This is a genomic window from Bradyrhizobium sp. S3.2.6 (genome assembly GCF_040546885.1).
Lineage (GTDB): Bacteria > Pseudomonadota > Alphaproteobacteria > Rhizobiales > Xanthobacteraceae > Bradyrhizobium > Bradyrhizobium cytisi.
Window position 1 is genome coordinate 423,728 of sequence record NZ_JBEPOS010000002.1, and the last position, 21,210, is coordinate 444,937.

21 protein-coding genes are annotated in these 21,210 nt (G+C 63.9%); 13 read left to right on the forward strand and 8 right to left on the reverse strand.

Features of this window, described 5'->3' with window-relative positions; genetic code table 11:
• Window positions 1-102 precede the first annotated feature (102 nt).
• The 7 genes from ABID58_RS06255 (at window position 103) to ABID58_RS06285 (ending at window position 7,873) form a co-directional block, all read left to right on the forward strand.
• Window positions 103-942 (forward strand): IclR family transcriptional regulator, encoded by an 840-nt coding sequence (locus ABID58_RS06255; RefSeq protein WP_354031950.1) that lies wholly within the window; start codon window positions 103-105, stop codon window positions 940-942.
• Window positions 943-1,047: 105 nt separating this feature from the next.
• On the forward strand, window positions 1,048-1,848 hold the full coding sequence (locus tag ABID58_RS06260; protein ID WP_354031951.1) for an NYN domain-containing protein: 801 nt from the start codon (window positions 1,048-1,050) through the stop codon (window positions 1,846-1,848).
• Between the two features lie 85 nt (window positions 1,849-1,933).
• Complete coding sequence (locus tag ABID58_RS06265) at window positions 1,934-3,736, forward strand: adenine deaminase C-terminal domain-containing protein (RefSeq protein WP_354031952.1); 1,803 nt, start codon at window positions 1,934-1,936, stop codon at window positions 3,734-3,736.
• A 151-nt stretch (window positions 3,737-3,887) separates the two neighbouring features.
• Complete coding sequence (gene gcl / locus ABID58_RS06270; RefSeq protein ID WP_354031953.1) at window positions 3,888-5,678, forward strand: glyoxylate carboligase; 1,791 nt, start codon at window positions 3,888-3,890, stop codon at window positions 5,676-5,678.
• An 11-nt stretch (window positions 5,679-5,689) separates the two neighbouring features.
• Window positions 5,690-6,475 (forward strand): hydroxypyruvate isomerase, encoded by a 786-nt coding sequence (hyi, locus tag ABID58_RS06275; protein ID WP_354031954.1) that lies wholly within the window; start codon window positions 5,690-5,692, stop codon window positions 6,473-6,475.
• 12 nt (window positions 6,476-6,487) lie between these two features.
• Window positions 6,488-7,375 (forward strand): 2-hydroxy-3-oxopropionate reductase, encoded by an 888-nt coding sequence (locus tag ABID58_RS06280; protein ID WP_354031955.1) that lies wholly within the window; start codon window positions 6,488-6,490, stop codon window positions 7,373-7,375.
• A gap of 114 nt (window positions 7,376-7,489) precedes the next feature.
• A complete protein-coding gene (locus ABID58_RS06285) occupies window positions 7,490-7,873 on the forward strand; it encodes a DUF1236 domain-containing protein (protein WP_148754673.1) in 384 nt (127 codons plus the stop codon).
• Window positions 7,874-7,947: 74 nt separating this feature from the next.
• Here ABID58_RS06285 and ABID58_RS06290 read toward each other — a convergent pair whose 3' ends face one another.
• Together ABID58_RS06290 and ABID58_RS06295 are read right to left on the reverse strand one after the other, a co-directional pair.
• Window positions 7,948-8,556 carry a thiamine pyrophosphate-dependent enzyme gene (locus tag ABID58_RS06290; RefSeq protein ID WP_148754674.1) on the reverse strand — a complete coding sequence of 203 codons (609 nt, stop codon included), beginning with the start codon at window positions 8,554-8,556 and terminating at the stop codon, window positions 7,948-7,950.
• Between the two features lie 10 nt (window positions 8,557-8,566).
• Window positions 8,567-9,124 carry a thiamine pyrophosphate-binding protein gene (locus ABID58_RS06295; RefSeq protein ID WP_187435251.1) on the reverse strand — a complete coding sequence of 186 codons (558 nt, stop codon included), beginning with the start codon at window positions 9,122-9,124 and terminating at the stop codon, window positions 8,567-8,569.
• 242 nt (window positions 9,125-9,366) lie between these two features.
• Between ABID58_RS06295 and ABID58_RS06300 the strand changes: the two genes are divergently transcribed.
• The 3 genes from ABID58_RS06300 (at window position 9,367) to ABID58_RS06310 (ending at window position 11,326) form a co-directional block, all read left to right on the forward strand.
• The gene (locus ABID58_RS06300; protein ID WP_354031956.1) at window positions 9,367-10,416 is read left to right on the forward strand and encodes a hydroxyacid dehydrogenase; all 1,050 of its coding nucleotides are present in this window, start codon (window positions 9,367-9,369) and stop codon (window positions 10,414-10,416) included.
• 118 nt (window positions 10,417-10,534) lie between these two features.
• The gene (locus ABID58_RS06305; protein WP_354031957.1) at window positions 10,535-10,984 is read left to right on the forward strand and encodes a flagellar basal body rod protein FlgC; all 450 of its coding nucleotides are present in this window, start codon (window positions 10,535-10,537) and stop codon (window positions 10,982-10,984) included.
• A 129-nt stretch (window positions 10,985-11,113) separates the two neighbouring features.
• Entirely contained in the window at window positions 11,114-11,326 is a 213-nt protein-coding gene (locus ABID58_RS06310; RefSeq protein ID WP_187435252.1) for a hypothetical protein, read from the forward strand.
• Here ABID58_RS06310 and ABID58_RS06315 read toward each other — a convergent pair.
• The 3 genes from ABID58_RS06315 to ABID58_RS06325 all read right to left on the reverse strand — a co-directional run bounded on the left by ABID58_RS06315 (window position 11,316) and on the right by ABID58_RS06325 (window position 14,857).
• Window positions 11,316-11,906 carry a GNAT family N-acetyltransferase gene (locus tag ABID58_RS06315; RefSeq protein ID WP_354031958.1) on the reverse strand — a complete coding sequence of 197 codons (591 nt, stop codon included), beginning with the start codon at window positions 11,904-11,906 and terminating at the stop codon, window positions 11,316-11,318. The genes ABID58_RS06310 and ABID58_RS06315 overlap by 11 nt on opposite strands.
• A 6-nt stretch (window positions 11,907-11,912) precedes the next feature.
• The gene (locus tag ABID58_RS06320; protein WP_354031959.1) at window positions 11,913-14,270 is read right to left on the reverse strand and encodes an Orn/Lys/Arg family decarboxylase; all 2,358 of its coding nucleotides are present in this window, start codon (window positions 14,268-14,270) and stop codon (window positions 11,913-11,915) included.
• Between the two features lie 107 nt (window positions 14,271-14,377).
• Window positions 14,378-14,857, reverse strand: a complete 480-nt coding sequence (locus tag ABID58_RS06325; RefSeq protein WP_187435253.1) for an Lrp/AsnC family transcriptional regulator — start codon at window positions 14,855-14,857, stop codon at window positions 14,378-14,380.
• Window positions 14,858-14,990: 133 nt separating this feature from the next.
• On the opposite strand from ABID58_RS06325, the gene ald reads away from it, so the two are divergent.
• From ald to ABID58_RS06340, 3 genes are all read left to right on the forward strand, one after another.
• Window positions 14,991-16,106, forward strand: a complete 1,116-nt coding sequence (ald, locus tag ABID58_RS06330) for an alanine dehydrogenase (protein WP_354031960.1) — start codon at window positions 14,991-14,993, stop codon at window positions 16,104-16,106.
• Window positions 16,107-16,427: 321 nt separating this feature from the next.
• Window positions 16,428-16,646 carry a hypothetical protein gene (locus ABID58_RS06335; protein WP_148754682.1) on the forward strand — a complete coding sequence of 73 codons (219 nt, stop codon included), beginning with the start codon at window positions 16,428-16,430 and terminating at the stop codon, window positions 16,644-16,646.
• A gap of 109 nt (window positions 16,647-16,755) precedes the next feature.
• Window positions 16,756-17,814, forward strand: coding sequence for a YeiH family protein (locus ABID58_RS06340; protein WP_354031961.1), 1,059 nt, complete (start codon window positions 16,756-16,758; stop codon window positions 17,812-17,814).
• A gap of 143 nt (window positions 17,815-17,957) precedes the next feature.
• Here the strand turns inward: ABID58_RS06340 and ABID58_RS06345 are convergent, their stop codons facing one another.
• The 3 genes from ABID58_RS06345 to ABID58_RS06355 are packed head-to-tail and all read right to left on the reverse strand — an operon-like array spanning window position 17,958 to window position 21,156.
• Complete coding sequence (locus tag ABID58_RS06345) at window positions 17,958-18,830, reverse strand: ABC transporter ATP-binding protein (RefSeq protein ID WP_187435254.1); 873 nt, start codon at window positions 18,828-18,830, stop codon at window positions 17,958-17,960.
• The gene (locus ABID58_RS06350; protein ID WP_502916382.1) at window positions 18,827-19,738 is read right to left on the reverse strand and encodes an ABC transporter permease; all 912 of its coding nucleotides are present in this window, start codon (window positions 19,736-19,738) and stop codon (window positions 18,827-18,829) included. Before ABID58_RS06350 ends, ABID58_RS06345 begins: the two co-directional genes overlap by 4 nt.
• Window positions 19,735-21,156: an ABC transporter substrate-binding protein gene (locus ABID58_RS06355; protein WP_354031963.1), complete on the reverse strand. Its 1,422-nt coding sequence runs from the start codon at window positions 21,154-21,156 to the stop codon at window positions 19,735-19,737. Before ABID58_RS06355 ends, ABID58_RS06350 begins: the two co-directional genes overlap by 4 nt.
• Window positions 21,157-21,210: the final 54 nt, after the last annotated feature.

The following is a 21,210-nucleotide window of genomic DNA, read 5'->3' on the forward strand; positions in this document are numbered from 1 at the left end:
GGGACTCTCCGCGAGTCTCTTTGTCACCGTGATCGTGGAAGCAGCCCCTCACCCCAATCCTCTCCCCGTAAGAACGGGGCGAGGGAGAACGTGCAGGTCGCGATGAGCAGGAACGTGATCCGGCGCAAATCGCTCGAAACCCGATCGGCATCGGAGGTCGATCGCGACGGCGGCGTGCAGTCCGTCGACCGGGCGCTGTCGATCCTCGAGACTTTGGCCGAGGACGACGAAGGCTATCGCCTCAGCGATCTCGCCGTTCGCACCGGGCTGTCGGCCTCGACCGTGCACCGCCTACTGGCGACGCTGGAGAGCCGCCGCTTCGTACAGTTCGACCGCGCCGAATCCAAATGGCATGTCGGCGTGCGCAGCTTTACCGTGGGCGCGAGCTTCGCGCGGCGGCGCAATTTCACCGCGCAGGCGATTCCCTATTTGCGCAAGCTGCGCGATCTCACCCGCGAGACCGCAAATCTCGCCGTGGTTGACGACGAATTCATCATCGTGCTGACCCGCATGGAGAGCCGCGAGATCATGCGCTCGCTGACCAAGGTCGGCGGCCGCGTCCCGATGGTCACCTCAGGCGTCGGCAAGGCCGTGCTTGCGACCTATTCCGACGAGGATGTCGGCGCTGTCATCCGCCATCACGGCATGCCCAGGTTGACGGAAAAATCCATCGTGCGGCCAAGCGACCTGTTCAAGGAGCTGGCGGCGGTCCGCAAGCAGGGGTTTGCGATCGATGACGAGGAGGCGCAGATGGGCCTGCGCTGCGTCGCCGCCGTGGTCTACAACGCGCTCGCCGAGCCGCTCGCCGCGATCTCGGTGTCCGGCATGACCAGCCGAATCACGGACGATCGATTGCCTGAGGTCGGCCGGATGGTGCGCGAAGTGGCCGCAGAGCTCACGGCTGCGCTCGGCGGCGTCGTGCCGGAGCCGAAAACAGCCTGAGTCCAGATTCGGTCGGCCGTGCCCCCTGCGAAATCAGCCCTGGCGCTAAGAGCCCCGACATCGGTATATCCGTCCACCGTTGTCGCGTCCTTCGTGGGGAATATCATGCCTTCCGAGCTTCGTTCGCCCCGTCTCGCCGTCCTGATCGACGCTGACAACGCTTCCGCAAAGATCGCGGATGGACTGTTCGAGGAGATTGCCAAGATCGGCGAGGCCAGCGTCCGTCGCATCTATGGCGACTTCTCCAATGCGCGATCCAGGGGCTGGGCCGACATTCTGTCGAAGCACGCCATCATCCCGCAGCAGCAGTTCGCCTATACGACGGGAAAGAATGCCTCCGACATCACGCTGGTCATCGACGCCATGGACCTGCTTCACAGCGGCCGGTTCGACGGCTTTTGCCTGGTCTCGTCCGACAGCGACTTTACCCGTCTCGCCGCCCGCATCCGGGAGCAGGGCGTCGACGTCTTCGGGTTCGGCGAGCAGAAGACGCCAGAAAGTTTTCGGCAGGCCTGCCGAAAGTTCGTCTACACCGAGAACCTGCTTGCCGCCCCGGCGAACACCCAGGATGCCGCCTCGAGGTCGGCCTCGCTTCAGCCGCCTGACGCAGCCGTCCCCATGATCAAGAAAGTCATCGCCCAGATGGAAAGCGAAGACGGATGGGTTTCTCTCGGGGAAGTCGGAAAAGGGCTTACCAACCTTGCCCCCGATTTCGATTCGAGAACCTACGGCTCCCGCAAGCTGAGCGATCTTGTGCGAAAGACGAATTCCTTCGAAATCGATGAGCCGAAGGGCCGGTCGATGCGGATTCGAGTCAAGCCCACTGCCGCACCACCGCCAAGAAGGCGGAAGCCGCGGAGATCAGCAGGGTCGGAGGCGGCAGGCGGGTCGGCGCCTAAGGCGTAAGCAGGGCGTGCCGTTATATTTGAGCTTGCCCGGTTTGGAGCAGGGCGTAACCATCGTGCGGCCGTAACGCCACGCGAGGGTCCAGATGACCAAACTTACCCGCTTCGCCGTCGCTCCGCTGCATGCAATGACCCGGCGCCTTGCCGACGTCGCTTCGGCGCGCCTCGCGCCCGATCTCGTCATCACGGGCGCGCGGGTGCTCTCGACCTATTCCGAGCGGATCCATCCCGGTCGGGAACTGTGGATCACCGGCGGCCGCATCGCCGCGGTGAAGGCCGCCGGCACGGCCAGGAAAGCTTGGAGCGACGTTGCGGTGTATGATGCCGCCGGCGGCATCATCGCGCCGGGGCTGGTCGATCCGCACATCCATATCGAATCCTCGATGGTGACGGCCTGCGCCTATGCCGAGGCCGCGCTCCTCAACGGTACCACAACGATCTTCTGCGACAGCCACGAGATCGGCAATGTCATGGATGTCGCCGGCGTCGAGGCGATGCTTAAGGACGCCCGCGAAGCGCCGCTCTCGATCTTCTTGACGGTGCCGTCGACCGTGCCGGCGACCTCGGCCGCACTGGAGACGGCCGGCGGCGACCTCACGCCCGACAAGATAGCCGGTCTGTTCGACCGCTGGCCCGAAGCGGTGGCGCTCGGCGAAAAGATGGATTTCGTGCCTGTAACGATGGGCGACGAGCGAAGCCACGCCATCCTCGCGGCGGCCTTGAAGCGCGGACGGCCGGTCTCCGGCCATGTCTATGGCCGCGAATTCGTCGCCGCCTATGCGGCAAGCGGCGTGACCGATACCCATGAGGCGATCGACCGCGACATCGCCGATGATCTGCTCGATGCCGGCGTTTGGGTTTTTCTTCGCGGCGGACCGCCGACCACGCCCTGGCATTCGCTGCCGCAGGCGATCCGCACCGTCACCGAGTTAGGGGCTTCGCACAAGCGGACCGCGGTGTGCACCGACGACCGCGACGCCGATGATCTCCTGCTGTTCGGTCTCGACTGGGTGGTGCGCGAAGCCGTCAAGGCGGGGATGTCGCCGGAGCAGGCCTGGTCGATGGGCTCGCTGCATGGCGCCACTCGCTTCGGCACGGACGGCGACATCGGCGGCCTCGGCGGTGGCCGCCGCGCCGATCTCGTGCTGATGGACGACAATCTCAAGCCGCAATCGACCTGGTATGGCGGCGAGCTGGTCGTCGAAAACCGCAAGATCACGCCGCGGCTCGATCAGGCGCTGTCGCAGCGCTATCAATATCCGAAGGCGGCCTATGTCACCGTGAAGCTACCAGAGAACCTGAAGCTGACGCCGGAATTGCCGGCGAAGGCCTGCACCGTCAACGCGATCAAGACTGCGCTGCCCGGCATCACGCTGATCCATGAAAAGGTCGCGATCGAGCCGGCCAATGACTGGCCGTCGCTGTTCGCGCGCTACAGCCTGTGCTTCGTCACCGTGGTCGAGCGTCATGGCAAATCGGCCGGCAACGTCGCATACGGCTTGCTGAAGGACTTTGGTTTGAAGCGCGGCGCGGTCGCCTCCAGCGTCGGCCACGACAGCCACAACATCATTGTCGCCGGCACCAACGAGGGGGACATGCAGGTCGCGATCGCAGCCATCAAGGCGCAGCAGGGCGGCGTCTGCGTCGTCGCCGATGGCAAGGTGAGGGCGCTGGTGCCGCTGCCGATCGCTGGCCTGCTCTCTGACAAGCGCGTCACCGAAGTCGCTGAAGAAGTCAAAGTGCTGAAGACGGAATGGGCGGAGGCCGGCTGTACCATCCCCTACATGGGCTTCAATTTGATTCCGCTATCGGTCATTCCGGAAATTCGCATCACCGACAAGGGCCTCGTGCTCGTGCCGCAGATGGAGCTTGCGCCGCTGTTCGAGTGATTGCTTTCATCCGTTTCTCAATGTAACTGATTGAGACTGCCGCGTTTTTCCCACGGCTGCCGCATCGTGGAAAATAAAATCGATCTCGTTGAGATCGCATCTCGCGCACCCGATGATCTCGCTCGCTGACTTTAACCAAGCGAGGTCCGATATGGCGAAGATGCGAGCCATCGATGCAGCTGTCCGTATTCTGGAGAAGGAGGGCATCTCGACCGCCTTCGGCGTTCCCGGGGCTGCGATCAATCCGCTTTATTCGGCGCTGAAGAAGCGCGGCTCGATCCGCCATATCCTCGCGCGCCATGTCGAGGGCGCTTCGCATATGGCCGAAGGCTACACCCGGGCCACGGCCGGCAATATCGGCGTTTGCATCGGCACTTCGGGGCCGGCCGGCACCGACATGATCACCGGGCTCTATTCGGCGATTGCCGATTCCATCCCGATCCTTTGCATCACCGGACAGGCGCCGCGCGCGCGACTCTACAAGGAGGATTTCCAGGCGGTCGACATCGAATCGATCGCAAAGCCGGTGACCAAATGGGCGGTCACCGTGCGCGAGCCGGCGCTGGTGCCGCGCGTGTTCAGCCAGGCGTTTCATGTGATGCGCTCGGGCCGGCCCGGGCCTGTGCTGATCGACATGCCACTCGACGTGCAGCTCGCCGAAATCGAGTTCGACGACGAGACCTATGAGCCGCTGCCGGTCTACAAGCCGACCGCCTCGCGAAAGCAGGTCGAGAAGGCGCTGGAGATGCTCAATGCATCCGAACGTCCCCTGATCGTGGCGGGCGGCGGCATCATCAATGCCGATGCCTCGGATCTGCTAGTGGAATTCGCCGAAATCGCCAACGTGCCTGTGGTGCCGACGCTGATGGGATGGGGCGCGATCCCCGACGATCACGTCCTGATGGCCGGCATGGTTGGCCTCCAGACCAGCCACCGCTACGGCAACGCCACGCTGCTGGAATCCGATTTCGTGCTCGGTATCGGCAATCGCTGGGCCAACCGTCACACCGGCTCGGTCGAGACCTACACCAAGGGCCGCACCTTCGTGCATGTCGACATCGAGCCGACCCAGATCGGGCGGGTGTTCAATCCCGATCTCGGTATCGTCTCGGACGCGAAGGCCGCGCTCGAGCTCTTCGTCACCGTCGCCAGGGAGTGGCGACGTTCCGGCAGGCTCCGCGAGCGCCAGGCGTGGCCCGCTTCCTGCCGCGATCGCAAGAAGACCATGCTGCGCAAGAGCCATTTCGACAACGTCCCGATCAAGCCGCAACGCGTCTATGAGGAGATGAACAAGGCGTTCGGCCGCGACACCACCTATGTCACCGTGATCGGCCTGTCGCAGATCGCCGGCGCGCAGTTCCTGGGCGTCTACAAGCCGCGCAACTGGATCAATGCGGGGCAGGCGGGCCCGCTGGGCTGGACGCTTCCCGCCGCGCTCGGCGTGCGCGCGGCGTGCCCGGATCGAGACATCGTGGCGCTGTCCGGTGACTACGACTTTCAGTTCCTGATCGAGGAGCTCGCGGTCGGGGCGCAGTTCAATCTGCCCTACATCCACGTCGTCGTGAACAATTCCTATCTCGGCCTGATCCGCCAGGCCCAGCGCGGATTTGACATGGACTATCACGTCCAGCTCTCCTTCGAGAACATCAACGCGCCTGAGCTGGGCGGCTACGGTGTCGACCATGTTGCCGTTGCCGAAGGTCTTGGCTGCAAGGCGATCCGCGTCACCGATCCCAGGGACACGCAAGCGGCCTTCGCCACGGCGCGCGAATTGATGAAGAAGCACCGCGTGCCCGTGGTGGTCGAATTCATCCTCGAGCGCGTCACCAATATCGCGATGGGGACCGAGATCGACAATATCGTCGAGTTCGAGGAGGTGCTGGACTTAGCCCTCGACGAGGTCGGGACCACGCGCCCCGGCGTGCTTCAGCCGGCGGAATAGGGGAGAGCGCCATGCCGAAATTCGCCGCCAACCTCACCATGCTCTTCAACGAGATGCCGTTCATCGATCGCTTCGCCGCGGCGAAGGCGGCAGGCTTTGCCGGGGTCGAGTATCTCTTCCCCTATGATCTCGATAAGGCGCTCCTGCGCGAGCAGCTCGAGGCCCACGGGCTGACGCAAGTTCTGCACAATCTGCCCGCTGGCAACTGGGCTGCCGGCGAGCGCGGCATCGCAATTTTGCCTGAGCGCACCGCCGAATTCCGCGACGGCGTGTTCCGCGCCATCGACTATGCCAAGGCGCTCGATTGCGAGCAACTCAACTGCCTCGTCGGGATTGCGCCCGTCGATGCCGATCCGCGCGAGCTGCAAGAGACGCTGGTCGGAAACCTGCGCTTCGCGGCGTCGACGCTGGCGCGCGAGAACATCAAGCTGCTGGTCGAGCCGATCAACACGCTCGACATTCCCGGCTTCTTTCTCAACGGCACCGAGCAGGCGGTGCAGCTGATCGCCGAGGTGCGGTCGAACAATCTGTTCATCCAGTACGACATCTATCACATGCAGATCATGGAGGGCGATCTCGCCCGCACCATGCAGGAATATCTGCCGCAGATCGCCCACATCCAGCTCGCCGACAATCCCGGCCGGCATGAACCGGGTACCGGCGAGATCAACTATCCTTTCCTGTTCCGCCATCTCGACGCGATCGGCTATCGCGGCTGGATCGGCTGCGAATACAAGCCGCGCACCACGACGCTGGAAGGCCTCTCGTGGCACGCGGCGCGGACATTCGAGACCTGAGGAAACGCAGACATGATTGACATCGGCTTCATCGGACTTGGCACCATGGGACGGCCGATGGCCGGCCACCTTCTGGCTGCGGGCCATCGCGTTCTCCTGCATGACGTCGTGCCGGTCGCGCCGGAGCTGATCGCGGCAGGCGGCGTCGCCTGCAAATCGGCCAAGGAAGTGGCGGAGGAGGCGGATGCCGTCATCATCATGGTGCCGGATACGCCGCATGTAGAGGCCGTGCTGTTCGGCAAGGACGGCGTGGCGGGCGGCATCTCCAAGGGCAAGATCGTGGTCGATATGAGCTCGATCTCGCCGCTGGCAACCAAGGAGTTCGCAAAGAAGATCGAGGCGCTTGGCGCGGACTATCTCGACGCGCCGGTGTCGGGTGGCGAGGTCGGCGCCAAGGCGGCGAGCCTCACCATCATGGTCGGCGGTCCCGAGCGCGCCTTCACTACCATGAAGCCGGTCTTCGACAAGATGGGCAAGAACGTCACGCATGTCGGGGCCAATGGTGACGGCCAGACGACGAAGGTCGCCAACCAGATCATCGTCGCGCTGACGATCGAGGCGGTGAGCGAAGCGCTGCTGTTCGCCTCCAAGGCCGGTGCCGATCCCGCGCTGGTGCGCAAGGCGCTGATGGGCGGCTTTGCCTCGTCGCGGATTCTCGAGGTGCATGGCGAACGCATGGTGAAGCGCAATTTCGATCCGGGCTTCCGTATCGAGCTGCACCAGAAGGATCTCAATCTTGCGCTCGAAGGCGCGCGCGCGCTGGGTCTTTCACTGCCGAGCACGGCGGTGGCGCAGCAATTGTTCTCGTCCTGCACCGCGCATGGCGGCAAGGGTTGGGATCATTCGGCGATGTTGCGGGCGCTGGAACTGATGGCCGGGCACGAGATCGCCGCGGCGTAAGTGTTACGCAGTGACACTCTCCAGATTTGGCGCGTCTTTCGCCGCGGGGGAACCGGAACAATTGTCCCGGCCCGGCGGTTGAAGGCGCATCAACAAGCACTGGAGGGTGTGGACATGAAAACCCGTCTTGCGATTTCGTTGGTTGCCGCGTCGCTGCTGGCGTCGAGTGCAGCCTTCGCCCAGTCGACAACCGAAGAGGGCGCCAGGAATGGCGCACGTGCGGGCGGAGACGTCGGCGGCCCGGTCGGCGCGATGGTCGGCGGCACCGTCGGTGCGGCCGTTGGCGCTGGACTGGAAATTCCGAATGCGATCCTCGGCGGACTCCCGCGCGATGATTCCGTCGTGGTTCACGAGCGCGTCGTGGTCGGCGAGCCGCTGCCCCCGACCGTGGTGCTGCGCCCCGTGCCGAACTACACCGAGTACCGCTATGCGGTCGTGAACGATCGCCGCGTGATCGTCGAGCCGCGCACGCGCCGCGTCGTCAAGATCATCGATTGATCGACGCGTAAGAGTTGGAACATTGCGCCCCGCGGAGCGACGCTCCGCGGGGCTCTGTCGTCAGTGACGAAAGCCTAAAGCGGGTCGCGCACGCCGAGGCCGTGCATGAAGCGCTCTCGGATCTGTACGGGATCCCTGCGGGTGGTGCCGACACCGGGCTTATCGTCGATGCGCAGCGCGATCAGGCTCGGCTCGTCAGCCGACATGGCTTCGTCGACGAGGCGTTCGAAATCCTCCTCGTCCGCGGCCCAGGCGCTGTTGGTGAGCCCCGAGCCTAGGGCGATGGCGACGAGATCGGCGACACCGGCGGCCGGCGTCGGCTGCGCGCCGGTGATCTGGTAGATGCCGTTATCCATCACGATCATGATCAGGTTCTTCGGCTTCAAGGCCGCGATGGTCGAGAGCGCGCCGAGCTGCATCAGCAGCGAGCCGTCACCTTCGAGCGCGAAGACGCGGCGGTCGGGCTGCGCCAGCGCCACGCCGAGCGCGATCGGGAAGGCGAGACCCATGCTGCCGAGCATGTAGAAATTCTGTGGGCGGTGGCCGGCGGCCCAGAGGTCGAAATTGGTGTTGCCGATGCCGCCGATTACCGCTTCCTCGTGCTTGAGCTTTGCGATCAGGCGCGAGGTCAGATCGAACCGGTTCATCACCTTGGTATTGCGCGTGTTCGTTTTTGAACTCATTTGGCGGCACTCACTTGTCGAAGACCTTGCCGCCGGTGAGCAGCGGGTTGAGGATCAGCGCTACCGGCGCCTGCGTCGTGACGGCCTGCTTGATCGAGCGGTCGGCGATGAATTCGAGCTCGTCGAGCCGGGTGATGGTGTGGTGCTCGAGCGCCAGCGAATCCAGCACCGGGCGCATGGTGCGGCAGACCAGCGACTGGCCGTAATTGAACTCGCCGAGCGTGCCGCGCTCGGAGACGAACATGATCAGCGGGATCTGGTAGGGCACCGCGAGCGAGGCGAGCGTGTTGGCGAGCGTGGCAAAGCCCGAGGTCTGCATCAGCACCGCGCCGCGCCGCCCGCCCATCCAGGCGCCGGAGACGATGCCGACGGCCTCTTCCTCGCGGGCGGTGGCGAAGGTCGTGAAGAATGGATCGGCGTGGAGGTTCTTGATCAGCGGGGTCAGCACGCGGTCGGGCACGTAGGGGATGAGGCTGATCTCGTTCCGCTTCAGGGTTTGCAGGACTATCCCGTGCCAGCTCTTGTCGCTGGACGCCTGCGTCGAAGTCTGCTGCTCCGCAATCGCCATTGCGTTCTCCCTTGAGCCGCGCATGTTTCTTGGTCTTGGCCAATGTCGCGGCGTTCTACCGAACTTGACGGAGCGGGCGGGATTGTCAACATGCCCGGGCCGGCACCGTGATCTGCGCCAGACGGCCTGCCAACGCCGGCACCGCCATGTCATAAGCGGGATAAGAAAGCGGGAGGACGCATGGACGGGGCGCGTATTGCGCTGACCTTGCGGGTCTCCACGAGAGAGCCGGAAGGGTCCTAATGTCGGTCAACAGCAAGCGCGTCTTCTACGTCAAATATCTTGCCAACCCGATCTACATCGACATCCTGAAGGCGCGGCCCGACGTCCGGCTCGACCGCATCGAGAACGAGAGCCCCGCGGACTTTTACGCTCCGATCCTGAGCGCGGCCCATGTTTACCAGATCGGCGCCGCCCGCGACGAGCTGGCGCCGCACTTCCATGTCGATGCCACCTTCCTCAAGCGCACGCCGAACCTGCTGCTGGTCTCCAGCAATGGCGCGGGCTTTGATCCCGTCGACGTCGAGGCCTGCACGAATGCAGGCGTGCTGGTCGTCAACCAGTCCGGCGGCAACGCGCATTCGGTGGCCGAGCACGCGCTGGCGATGATGCTGACCTTGTCCAAGCGCATCATTCAGTCCGATCGTCGCTTGCGCCGTGAGCCCAATGTCAACCGCAACGAGCTCGTCGGCAATGAGGTCGAACACAAGACCGTCGGCATCATTGGCCTCGGCAATGTCGGCCGCCGCATCGCCGCATTGTGCAAGGGCCTGCTCGGCATGAAGGTGCTGGCTTACGACCCGTACCTTTCGCCCGAAGTGATGGCCGAGCGGGGCGGCGAGAAGGTCGAGCTCGACGAGTTGCTGCGCCGCGCCGATTTCGTCTCGATCTCCTGTCCGCTCAACAAGGGCAGCCGCAACATGATCAGCGTGCGCGAGTTCGGGTTGATGCAGCCGCACGCCTATTTTATCACCACCGCACGCGGCTTCATCCATGATGAGGACGCGCTGCTCGGGGCGTTGCGCGACAAGCGTGTCGCTGGCGCCGGCCTCGACGTCTGGTCCAAGGAGCCGCCGCCGCCGGAGCATCCGCTGCTCCAGTTCGACAATGTGCTGGCGAGCCCGCATACGGCCGGCGTCACGATCGAGGCGCGCCAGAACATGGGCCGTATCGCGGCCGAGCAGGTGCTGGAGACGCTCGATGGCAAGCGGCCGCCGCGCATTATCAATCCCGAGGTCTGGCCTGTTTATGCCGCGCGCTTCAAGCAGGCCTTTGGCGTTGCGCCTGGGTAGCGCGCGCGAGGGACTGTTGCGCGCGCTGATCATTGGTTACCACGGTAAAAATACAATGCGGCGCATCTTATCGTTGGCGTGAATGAACGCGTATGACTTGTCCTGTAGATCAGGTTCCATGAGCATACTTTCGATTGCGACATCCGGACTTTCTGCGGCGAGCTTGCGTGTGAGCGTGGCCGCGAGCAACATCGCCAATGTCCGCACCACCGGCCCGCTACCCGCGTCGGGCGGATCGAGCACATCGGCCGGTGCCGGCAGTGTGAGCACGAGCTCGACTTATCCCGCGGCTTATGTGCCGTTGCGAGTCGATCAGGTCGACCAGTCGAGCGGCTCGACGCCCGGCGGCACTATCGCAACGGTGTCGACAGTGTCGCCGAGTTATGCCGCACAATTCGACCCGAGCACTGCGTTCGCCGACCAGGACGGCCTGGTCGCCGCGCCGAATGTCGATCTCGCCAATGAGTTCGTTCAAATGGCGGCTGCCAAGTACAGCTTCATCGCCAATGCGAAGGTCATTCAAGCCTACTCCGAAACGACGGAGTCACTCCTCGATATCAAGACTTGATGGCTGACCGATCGTACCGACGCCTCAATTGGCGGCTGGAACCAGCGCCGGCTTGATCTCCGTCAAAATCTGTCTCCCCGCAACCCGGTAAATGGGATTAGATTGCCGCCGGGGCAGCAGGGAGGTCCCATGTCAACTTATGTCGTCAGGTTCATGAAGGACGTGCTCGGCGAGTACGGCCGGCAGATCGAGGTCTGTCAGGGCGCACTCGAGATCGACGCCGCCGACGAGGACGAAGCCAAGGAGCGGGCGAAGGCGAGGTTTTGCAAGGACCAGGCGTTGCGTCACTGGTCGCTGCATGCCGATCGCATCCAGGTCAGACCGGCTGACTTTACCTCGTAGGGCCCAGCCCGGGCGCCGCGATCGGCGGCGGCGCGGTGACGCCGGCGCCGAGCGAACGCTGCACCATGACGGTATCGGACCAGCCGCCGTGGCGGTAAGCGACGCCGCACAACAGGCCGACGCGGGCGAAGGCGAATTTTTCGTGCAGCGCCAGCGAAGGGGCGTTGTCGGCATCGATATAGCCGATCATCTGGCGGAAGCCGGCCGCCGCACAGGCATCGATCAGCTCCTGGAGCAGCAGCCGTCCGACGCCGCGGCCGAGACGCCCGTGGTGGACATAGATCGAGTGCTTGGCCGTGTAGCGATAGGCCGGACGCTTGCGGAACAGCACCGCATAGGCGTAGCCGACCACCTCGCCACGATAGGTCGCGACCAGATGCGGCAGGCGGGTCTGTTTCAGGTTCTTGCGCCGGTCGCGCAGGTCGTCCGGTTCTGGCGCGCCGGTTCCCTCGACATCGCGCGGCACGCCATTGCGGACGTGATGGCGGTAGATCCGCAGCATCGCCTCGATATCGCTCTCGCGTGACGGCCGGACCAGAACCGGCTCGTCATCGGCGCGTGCAATCGCTGTTTCGTTCATCGGCCCCTACTCGGCAACGACGTAAGTATAGAGCCCGATCCGGCCGCGCGCATCGACCTCCTTGTAGACGCCCTGGATTTCCACATCGAAGCCCGGAAACGTATTGAAGCAGGTCTCGAACATCCTGAGATAATCCACCATGGGCTTGGCTCGTTCCGTCAGCCGCTCGCCGGGGACGATGGTGGCGATGCCGGGCGGATAGACCACAAAGGGCGTGGTCGCGATGCGGCCGGCGATCGCCTCGATCGGCAGATAGTCGACGTCGTTCTTGAACAGGAAGCGCGCGGCATCGCGCGGCGACATGGCAATCTCAGGCATGTGTTCCGGCATGAACTGTCGCGCCTGAAGCGCGCTGACATCGGCGGTACGGAAGAAGCGGTGCATCTCGCCGCAGAGGTCGCGCAGTCGCACGCCAGCATAGCGCGCCTGCCGCCGCTGATGGAATTCCGGGATCGCGTCGGCCAGCAGCGCATTGTCGTCGTGCAGTCTCTTGAAGGCAACGAGGCCGGAGATCAGCGTGCCGGCCTTGCTGGCCTCGACGCCGGGGGTGAGCAGAAAGAGCAGGGAGTTGAGGTCGTTCTTTTCAGGCACGATGCGGTTTTCGCGCAAGTACTGCGCGACGACCGGGGCGGGGATGCCGTGCTCGGCATAGGCGCCGGTGGTGCGGTCGAAGCCGGGCGTGAGTAACGTCAGCTTGTTCGGATCGGTCATGGCAAAACCCTCGGCCGTGCCGGGGAAGCCGTGCCAGTTGCTGTCAGGGCCGAGCTGCCACAGCGCGGGATTGGTCGCGAGCTCGTCGGTCGACAGCGTCTCCCAGGCAACGTTATGCGCGGCGCCGGGGCGGCTGACGTCGGGGATGGCAACGCGATCGGGCACGAACGGCTCGAAGAACCAGCGCCGGTCCGGGTTCTGTTCCTTCTCCTCGAACTCCCGGCGCATGGCGCGGATCTTTTTGCGCAGCTCGATGCCGAGGCGGATGGTGTCGTCCCATAGCACTTCGCCGGAGCGGCCCTTCATCATCTGCGCGCCAACGTCGAGCGAGGCGAACAGCGGATAAAACGGCGAGGTCGAGGCGTGCTGCATGAAGCTTTCGTTGAAGCGGCGGTGCTCGACGCGCCGCTTCTGGCCGCGGATGTGGCGGTCCTTGATATGGATCTGCGAGGCCTGCGAGAAGCTGGCAAGCTGCTTGTGGGTCGACTGCGTCGCGATGATGCCCGGTGCCTCCGGCGGGAGATTGGCAAGCCCCATCGCGAAGCGGCCGACGTAGAGCGGGTGGAACTTCATGAAGCCGGCCCAGGCCTCGTCGAACAGGATGTATTCGCAGAGGTGGCCGATGCGCTTCAGGATCATTTCGGCATTGTGAATCGTGCCGTCATAGGTGCATTGCTCGACCACGGCGACGCGGAACGGCCGTTCCTTGCGCCAGGCGTCCTTGTCCGTGACCAGCGGATGGTTGCGGATCGTCTCGCGCAGGGCCCGTTCGTCGAGCGCGTCCCAGCGCATCGGACCGATCAGGCCCCAGGCATTGCGGATGGTCGGGACATAGACCGGAATTCCGCCATTGATCATCAACGCGCCGTGATGGGCGGCCTTGTGGTTGTTGCGGTCGAACAGCACGAGGTCGCCGTCTGTGACGAGCGCGCCGAGCGCGACCTTGTTCGAGGTCGAGGTGCCGTTGAGCACGAAGTAGGTTTTCTCCGCGCCGAAAATCGCGGCGGCCTCCTTCTGCGCCTTCAGCGCCGGACCCTCATGGGTGAGGAGGTCGCCAAGATCGAGCACGGAATTGTCGAGGTCGTCGCGGAAGACGGACTCGCCGAGATGCTCGACGAAGACCCGGCCGATCGGGCTTCGGTTGTAGAACACGCCGCCATTGTGGCCCGGACAGGTCCAGAGCTGGTTGCCTTCCTCGGCATAATCGACCAGCGCGCCGAAGAACGGCGTCTTCAGCGTCTCGGCATATTGCTTGAGCCGGCTGATCAGGTTCTTGGCGATGAAGGTCGGCGTCTCCTCCGACAGGAAGACATAGCCATCGATGAAGTCGAGCACCTCGACCGGGAGATCCTCGAACCGCTTGCGCCGGATCAGGAGGATGATCGGGAAGTCGAGGCCGCGGCGCCGCATCAGATTGATCAGCGCCGATGTCTTGCCCTCCAGGCCTTTCTTGCCCCAATCCACCACCATGCAGCCGATCGCGGCGTCGGTCTGCACCGCCATCTCGGCGTCCTCCAGCTTGCGGGCCCGGACCACCTCGAAGCCGGAGCGCTGGATCTCCTCGATGATCTGGTTGAAACGGACGCCTTCGAGGTCGTCGGCGTCGAATACAGGTGCGGCGAACAGGAAGTTGAAGCGCTTGAAATAGTCCATGACGTGTCCCGAATGTGCAGAGACTGACAGGTCTCGGCACATTCGATGACAGTTCTATGACGGTGCGCGGGATGGCCCCAGCCCGCGCTTGCGGGGCGAGGGAAACGCTACCGCTTCGCCTCGCCGAACACCACCGTCGGCACCGCGCGATTGACGACCTCGCGCAGCGCAAAGCTCGATTGTACCCGCGCCACGCGCGGCAGGCGCGACAGTTCGGTGCGGTGGATGCGCTCGAAATCCTGGATGTCGCGGGCGAGCACGATCAGGATGTAGTCGTCGGTCCCCGACATCAGGAAGCAGCGCACGACGGAGGGGCACTTTACCACCTCCGCCTCGAACGCCTTCAGCGCCTCGTCGCTCTGGCTCTCCAGCGCAATGCGCACCAGCACCGTCGTGGTCAGGCCGAACTGCGCCAGATCGAGCGCGGCCTGGTAGGCCTGGATGTAGCCGTCATCCTCCAGCGTCTTCTGCCGCCGTGCCAGCGCGGTGCTGGAGAGGCCGACCTTGTTGGCGAGCTCGGTGTGGCTGGCGCGTGCATTGGTCGTAAGTTCCGCGAGAATCGCGAGATCTTTCCGGTCGAGGGCCAAGGTTTTGTTTCCAGCGTGAAAGGACACTTCCGCGACCGAAACCGGCGCGGGACGGCCAAAACTAGCGGATATTTGCACGAAACCAAACTGCTTGCGCCGCTACGATCATGGGGTGAATCAAAAGGAGCCCAGGATGCGTGTCGGTGTGCCCAAGGAGATCAAGGTGCAGGAATATCGCGTCGGGCTCACCCCGGGCGCTGTCCGCGAATATATCGCGGCTGGGCATCAGGTCACGGTTGAGACTGGAGCCGGCAGCGGCATCGGCGCGTCCGACGAGGTCTATCAGCGGGCGGGGGCCTCTATTGCCGCCGGTGCGCGCGACATCTTCGCCAAGTCCGACATGATCGTGAAGGTGAAGGAGCCGCAGAAAAGCGAGTGGACCCAGCTCCGCGAAGGCCAGATACTGTTTACCTATCTCCATCTCGCGCCCGATCCCGAACAGGCCAAGGGCTTGCTCGCGTCCGGCTGCACAGCGATCGCCTATGAAACCGTCACCGACGCGGCCGGTCACCTCCCGCTGCTCGCGCCGATGAGCGAAGTCGCCGGCCGCCTCGCCATCGAGGCCGCTGGCGCCGCGCTCAGGCGATCGGCCGGCGGTCGCGGGCTGCTGCTCGGCGGCGTGCCCGGCGTGCAGCCGGCGCGCGTCGTCGTGCTCGGCGGCGGTGTGGTAGGAACGCAGGCCGCGCGCATGGCCGCAGGCCTCGGTGCTGAAGTCACCGTGATCGACCGCTCAATTCCTCGTCTGCGCGAGCTAGATGATGTCTTCCTCGGGCGGGTGCGCACCCGCTTTTCGACCATCGAGGCCGTCGAGGAGGAGGTGTTCGCCGCCGACGTCGTGATCGGTGCGGTGCTGGTGCCGGGCGCGAGCGCGCCAAAGCTCGTGACGCGTGCGATGCTCAAATCGATGCGGCCGGGTGCTGTGCTGGTCGACGTCGCGATCGACCAGGGCGGCTGCTTCGAGACCTCGCACGCGACGACGCATGCGGAGCCGACCTACGAGGTCGACGGCGTCGTGCATTATTGTGTAGCGAACATGCCGGGCGCGGTGCCGGTGACGTCGAGCCAGGCGCTGAACAATGCGACGCTGCCGTTCGGTCTGATGCTCGCCAACAAGGGCTTTGCTGCCGTGCTGGAGAATCAGCATCTGCGCAATGGGCTCAACGTCCATCGCGGCCGCATCACCAACAAAGCGGTGGCGGAAAGTCTCGGGATGGATTTTGCACCGGTGGGAAGCGGGCTGGCGGCGTAGAGTCGCCAGACCTACGCCTTCGTCGACCTGTGCGGCCCGAGGTCCGGATCGTGCGTCATGCGCGATTAGTCCACCAACGCCATGGCATCGCCGAAAACGCGCGGCCGCTCGAGTTGCGGTAGTAAGTGCTCATGGTCGTCGTCGAGCACGTCCGGGTGGACGCCATGGGCCCTCCAACCCGGCAAAAGAAGAAAACTATTGCCTCAAGCTAGTCCGGCGGAAGGAGTTTCCCCGCCGGGGGGCAAAAACGCTAATCGCTTCCATTGCTGTTTGAGGCCGAAACGACGACATTTCGGTCACAGATTGATGGATTGGCCCATTATGGAACGCACTGGATTTGAGCCGTTCGGCGAGCAGCTGGTGTCCGCGACGGACACCCAGCCGAAGTCGCGCGCCGCAAAGCTCGTGTTGCGGGCCGGCACCGGCCTGTTCTGGTCGCTGGTCGCCGCCATCGTCCTGGCGCGTGCGGCCTTCTTCGAGCCCGGCGTCTACGACAGCTTCAGCCACGTGGCTTCGATCGCCAAGAACCTGCTGTTCTAAGCCGGTTATTCCGGGCTGAGGATATAACTTCTCTCGGCCCTGATATGTCGAAAACTTATTTCCCAGTCCAGCGACCCTGCGTATAAATCCTTCTCCCTAGGAGAGATTTGTGCCGCAGAATCAAGCATCCAGCCCGGCCGATGCCAAGCCGGCGACCGTCGCGAGCCGTATTGCGGCGCTGATTCCCGGCATTCTCCTCTGCATCGCCGTGGCCGGCGTTTCGGCCTCTCTTGAGCGGGCCGAACTGGGCGTCTTCGAGCACCCCTATGTCGAAGCGCTGGTGATGGCGATCCTGCTCGGCATGGCGCTGCGCAGCTTCTGGAAGCCGGCGACGCGCTGGCAGGCCGGCATCGCTTTCAGCGCCAAGCAGCTGCTCGAGGTCGCCGTCATGCTGCTGGGCGCCTCCATCAGTTTCGCCGCTATCGCAGCTTCGGGCATTGCCCTTTTGGCATCGATCGCCGCTGTCGTCGTCGTGGCGCTCTCCGTCTCCTTCGGCCTCAGCCGCCTGCTTGGTCTGTCGACGCGGCTCTCGATCCTGATTGCCTGCGGCAATTCCATCTGCGGCAATTCTGCCATCGCGGCGGTGGCGCCGATCATCGGCGCCACCAGCGACGAGATCGCATCCTCGATCTCCTTCACCGCCATCCTCGGCGTGATGATGGTGCTGGGCCTGCCGCTGCTGATCCCGCTATTGCAGCTCACCGCCACGCAATACGGCATCCTCGCAGGTTTGACCGTCTATGCAGTGCCGCAGGTGCTCGCGGCGACGGTGCCGGCCGGACTCGTCTCGACGCAGATCGGCACGCTGGTCAAGCTGATGCGCGTGTTGATGCTGGGGCCCGTGGTCGTCGGTCTCTCATTGGTCGCCTCGCGCTGGCAGACCGGCGCCAAGAAGACCAATGTCGGCTTCTTCCGTCTGGTGCCGTGGTTCATCCTCGGCTTCCTTGTGCTTGCGACGCTGCGCTCGCTCGAGATCGTGCCGGCGACAGTCGTAGGGCCCGTGACGAAGATCACGAGCTTCCTCACGGTGGTCTCAATGGCTGCGCTCGGCCTCGGCGTCGACGTGCGCGTGCTCGCCAATGTCGGCGGCAGGGTGACGGCCGCGGTGACGCTGTCGCTGATGTTGCTGCTAGGGATCAGTATCGTGCTGGTGCACTGGTTTAAGTGAGGCGAGCGAAGCTGCCGTAGGGTGGGCAAAAGCGCGTAGCGCTGTGCCCACCGTTCTTACCGCGATCGGAAAAGAAATGGTGGGCACGCTTCGCTTTGCCTACCCTACGAAACCTGTCATCCCGCAAGCGGGGCGAGGTTAAATCAGATCACATCCGCCAGCGAATGGCCATGCAGCTCGATGCTGAGCCCCTGCATGCCCATGTCGTTGATCTCGCCGCCCATGGCTTTCAGGCTTTCCTCGCGGATCAGCGACATCAGCCCGCGGCGTAGCGCCAAAAACTCCGACGACATCATCATCGATTGCTGCCGCGGGCGCTCTAAGGGAATCGGGATCTCGGCCTTGATCGAGCCCGGACGTGCGGTCATGCAGTAGACGCGGTCGGAGAGGAAGATGGCCTCGTCGATATCGTGGGTGACGAACAGCACCGAGATCTTTAGCCGCTGCCACATATTGGTGAGGATCTGCTGCATGATGACCCGGGTCTGCGCGTCCAGCGCGCCGAAGGGTTCGTCGAGCAGCAGCACCTTCGGTCCCGTCGCGAGTGCGCGGACGATACCGACGCGCTGCTTCATGCCGCCCGAGAGCTTTTCCGGATAATGCTTCTCGAAGGCCTCGAGGCCGGCGAGTCCGAGCAGGGTGCGCGCGGCGCGTTCGCGCTGCGAACGCGCCATGCCGCGCATCTTCAGGCCGAACTCGACATTCTCCCGCACAGTCTTCCATGGAAACAGCGAATATTGCTGAAACACCATGCCGCGCTCGGCACCGGGGCCGTTCACGCGTTCGCCATCGACGGTGACGATGCCGGTGGTGGGTTTAAGGAATCCCGCGACCGCATTGAGCAGCGTCGACTTTCCGCAGCCGGAGGGGCCGACGATGGAGACAAACTCGCCCGGCTTCACATGAATCTGCGTGTCCGTGACGGCCTGAACCGGCCCCTCGATGCTGTCATAGCTGAGGGAGAAGTTTCTGACCTCGATATGACCTTTCGGTTCGCTCGTCCGAATCTCGCTCACCTCGTTGACCTCCACGGCATTACCAGGTGTCCCGCGCCTCTGATGAGCAGGCTCGATCCCAGCCCGAGCACGCCGATCGCGATCATGCCGAGCGCGATGTCGGGATACTGGACCAGCGAATAGGCCTCCCATGTGAAATAGCCGATGCCGTACTGGCCCGAGATCATCTCGGCCGCGATCAACGATACCCAGGCGACGCCCATGCCGACGGTGAGGCCGGTGAAGATGTGTGGCAGCGAGGCCGGAAAGTACACCTCGCGGAAGATCGAGCGCTCGCGCGCGCCGAGACATTGCGCGGCGCGCACCAGCACGGGATCGACCAAGGACATCCCGTGCAGCGTGTTGACCAGGATCGGGAAGAACGAGCCGAGGAAGGTGATGAAGACGATGCTCTGCTCGTTGGTCGGCCACAGCATGATCGCCATCGGCACCCAGGCGATCGCCGGGATCGGCCGCAGCACTTCGGCCAGGGGGAAGATGATCTCGTGGACAAGCTTGAAGCGGCCCATGACCAGGCCGAGCGGCACGCCGGCGATCGCTGCCAGCGAAAAGCCGATGAAGATGCGCCGGCAGCTCAGCGCGATGTGCAGCAGGAATTTGGGATCGTGGATCGCCTTGGTGAAGCTCGCATAGACCGCGAGCGGCGAGGGCACGTTGGTGAAGCGCACGAAGAACACGACGCGATAGGTCGTGAGCAGGTGCCAGACCAGCAGGAAAGCGAGCAGCGAGATGATGCCGACCGCGGTGGCGCGCAGACGGCCCTGGTTCAGCCGGTACCAGCGCAGTGCCAGTGTACCGAAGGAGGGCGGTGTTGCGGGGGACGTGACGGCGGGCGTTGGGGCCGCCTCGGCAACGGCTGTTGGCATGCTGCTGTCCTCTGAATGTCTGAGGATGGCGGGACTGCTCACGTCTTGCCTCCGCTGACCGCCGCCTTGACCGCGTCCTCGAAGCCGAGCACCTTGCCGCTGATGTTGGCGGCATAGGCTTCCGCATCCTTCTTCAGCAGGAAAGGCGCGACATCGCCATTGCCGACCGCGAAGAAGGCCTGGTCGGCGAACAGCTTGATGCCGCGCGTGGTGTCGAAGACGTAGGCGACGTTGATCTTCTTGCCCTTGGCCTTGAAGTCGGCATAGGCCCCTAACGTGCAGCTCGCCGACGAGAACGGCAGGATGCCGGCGTCGTCGACCCAGACCTCGCCGGCCTTGCGCGGATCGGTGATCGGCTTCTTGCAGAAGCTGTCCTCACCGGAAATTTCGTAGTTCTTGGTGCTCGCAAGCTGCGCGTCGTAGTCGAGCTTCATCTCGGCATAGGCCTTGCGGATGTAGCTGTCGTCGACCCATTTTTTCGGATCGAACTCTTTCATGCGACCGAGATTCTGCAGCACCTTGACGTCGGTGGCGGCCGCATCGACCAGCGCCGGCTTGACCGTGGGGTCGGTGGTCATGTTGCCGCTCGGACCCAGGAAGATGTAGACGACCTCCTTGTTGATGCCGGTCCACTCCTGGATCTTCTCGGCGGCAAGCTTGGGATCGTCGTGCAGCCACTGGTTGGCGGCAATCAGCGCCTTCATGTAGGCGATGACGACTTCCGGATATTTTTCGGCAAAGTCCGTGCGAACCACGATGCCGTGGAAGGTCGGCAGATTGGTCTCGACGCCGTCAAAGATCTTTCGTGCAAAACCGCGGAACGGCAACAGCTCGGCAAAGGGGACGAAGTCGGCATGCGCGTCGATCTTCTTCTCTTGCAGGTTGGTCGAGCCGACCTCGGGACTCTGGCTGACGAGCTGGAAGAAATCGGACGAATAGCCGCGGTCCTGCATCGCCTTCAGTACCATGCCGTGCGCGGCGGAGCCGAAGGGCACGCTGACAAGCTTGCCCTTGAGATCGGCCAGATCGTAATAGGGCGAGTCTTTGTGAACGACGATGCCGTTGCCGGAACCGGAGAGACTGTAGGCGGCGATGCCGATCAGGCGGCTCTTGCTCTCGGGATTGCTGTCGAAGGTGAAGCCGTTCACGATCAGCGGGTAGTCGCCCATCATGCCGATCTGCAGCTTGTTTGCCATCATCGCGTTGGTGACGGGCGGCCCGGAAGTGAAGTTCTGCCACTCCAGCTCGAACTTGATGTTGGCGTATTTGCCGTCCTTCGGCAGGTATTTTTCGAGGAGATGCAGCTGGCGGATGACGACGCCCGCGGTCACCGTGTTGGTCGTGGTGTCCTGTGTTCCGATGCCGAGGGTAACGGTTTCCGCCGAAGCCGGCTGCGCGAGGAGTAACGCCAGCGACGTCACCGACATCGCGATCGAGAGCGTGGGAAGATGGCGGACCATTCTCATCCTCATTCGGTTGGATGTGCTGTGGTTGCCATGATTGGGTGAGGGCGT

Excerpts from the sequence above, each read along its gene's own strand:
- ABID58_RS06290 (WP_148754674.1), bottom strand. The coding sequence starts at position 8,556 with ATGAGTTCAAAAACGAACACGCGCAATACCAAGGTGATGAACCGGTTC.
- ABID58_RS06255 (WP_354031950.1), top strand. The coding sequence starts at position 103 with ATGAGCAGGAACGTGATCCGGCGCAAATCGCTCGAAACCCGATCGGCA.
- ABID58_RS06280 (WP_354031955.1), top strand. The coding sequence starts at position 6,488 with ATGATTGACATCGGCTTCATCGGACTTGGCACCATGGGACGGCCGATG.
- gcl (WP_354031953.1), top strand. The coding sequence starts at position 3,888 with ATGGCGAAGATGCGAGCCATCGATGCAGCTGTCCGTATTCTGGAGAAG.
- ABID58_RS06310 (WP_187435252.1), top strand. The coding sequence starts at position 11,114 with ATGTCAACTTATGTCGTCAGGTTCATGAAGGACGTGCTCGGCGAGTAC.
- ABID58_RS06305 (WP_354031957.1), top strand. The coding sequence starts at position 10,535 with ATGAGCATACTTTCGATTGCGACATCCGGACTTTCTGCGGCGAGCTTG.
- ald (WP_354031960.1), top strand. The coding sequence starts at position 14,991 with ATGCGTGTCGGTGTGCCCAAGGAGATCAAGGTGCAGGAATATCGCGTC.
- ABID58_RS06335 (WP_148754682.1), top strand. The coding sequence starts at position 16,428 with ATGGAACGCACTGGATTTGAGCCGTTCGGCGAGCAGCTGGTGTCCGCG.
- ABID58_RS06315 (WP_354031958.1), bottom strand. The coding sequence starts at position 11,906 with ATGAACGAAACAGCGATTGCACGCGCCGATGACGAGCCGGTTCTGGTC.
- ABID58_RS06265 (WP_354031952.1), top strand. The coding sequence starts at position 1,934 with ATGACCAAACTTACCCGCTTCGCCGTCGCTCCGCTGCATGCAATGACC.
- ABID58_RS06355 (WP_354031963.1), bottom strand. The coding sequence starts at position 21,156 with ATGGTCCGCCATCTTCCCACGCTCTCGATCGCGATGTCGGTGACGTCG.
- ABID58_RS06260 (WP_354031951.1), top strand. The coding sequence starts at position 1,048 with ATGCCTTCCGAGCTTCGTTCGCCCCGTCTCGCCGTCCTGATCGACGCT.
- ABID58_RS06320 (WP_354031959.1), bottom strand. The coding sequence starts at position 14,270 with ATGGACTATTTCAAGCGCTTCAACTTCCTGTTCGCCGCACCTGTATTC.
- hyi (WP_354031954.1), top strand. The coding sequence starts at position 5,690 with ATGCCGAAATTCGCCGCCAACCTCACCATGCTCTTCAACGAGATGCCG.
- ABID58_RS06285 (WP_148754673.1), top strand. The coding sequence starts at position 7,490 with ATGAAAACCCGTCTTGCGATTTCGTTGGTTGCCGCGTCGCTGCTGGCG.
- ABID58_RS06295 (WP_187435251.1), bottom strand. The coding sequence starts at position 9,124 with ATGGCGATTGCGGAGCAGCAGACTTCGACGCAGGCGTCCAGCGACAAG.
- ABID58_RS06300 (WP_354031956.1), top strand. The coding sequence starts at position 9,367 with ATGTCGGTCAACAGCAAGCGCGTCTTCTACGTCAAATATCTTGCCAAC.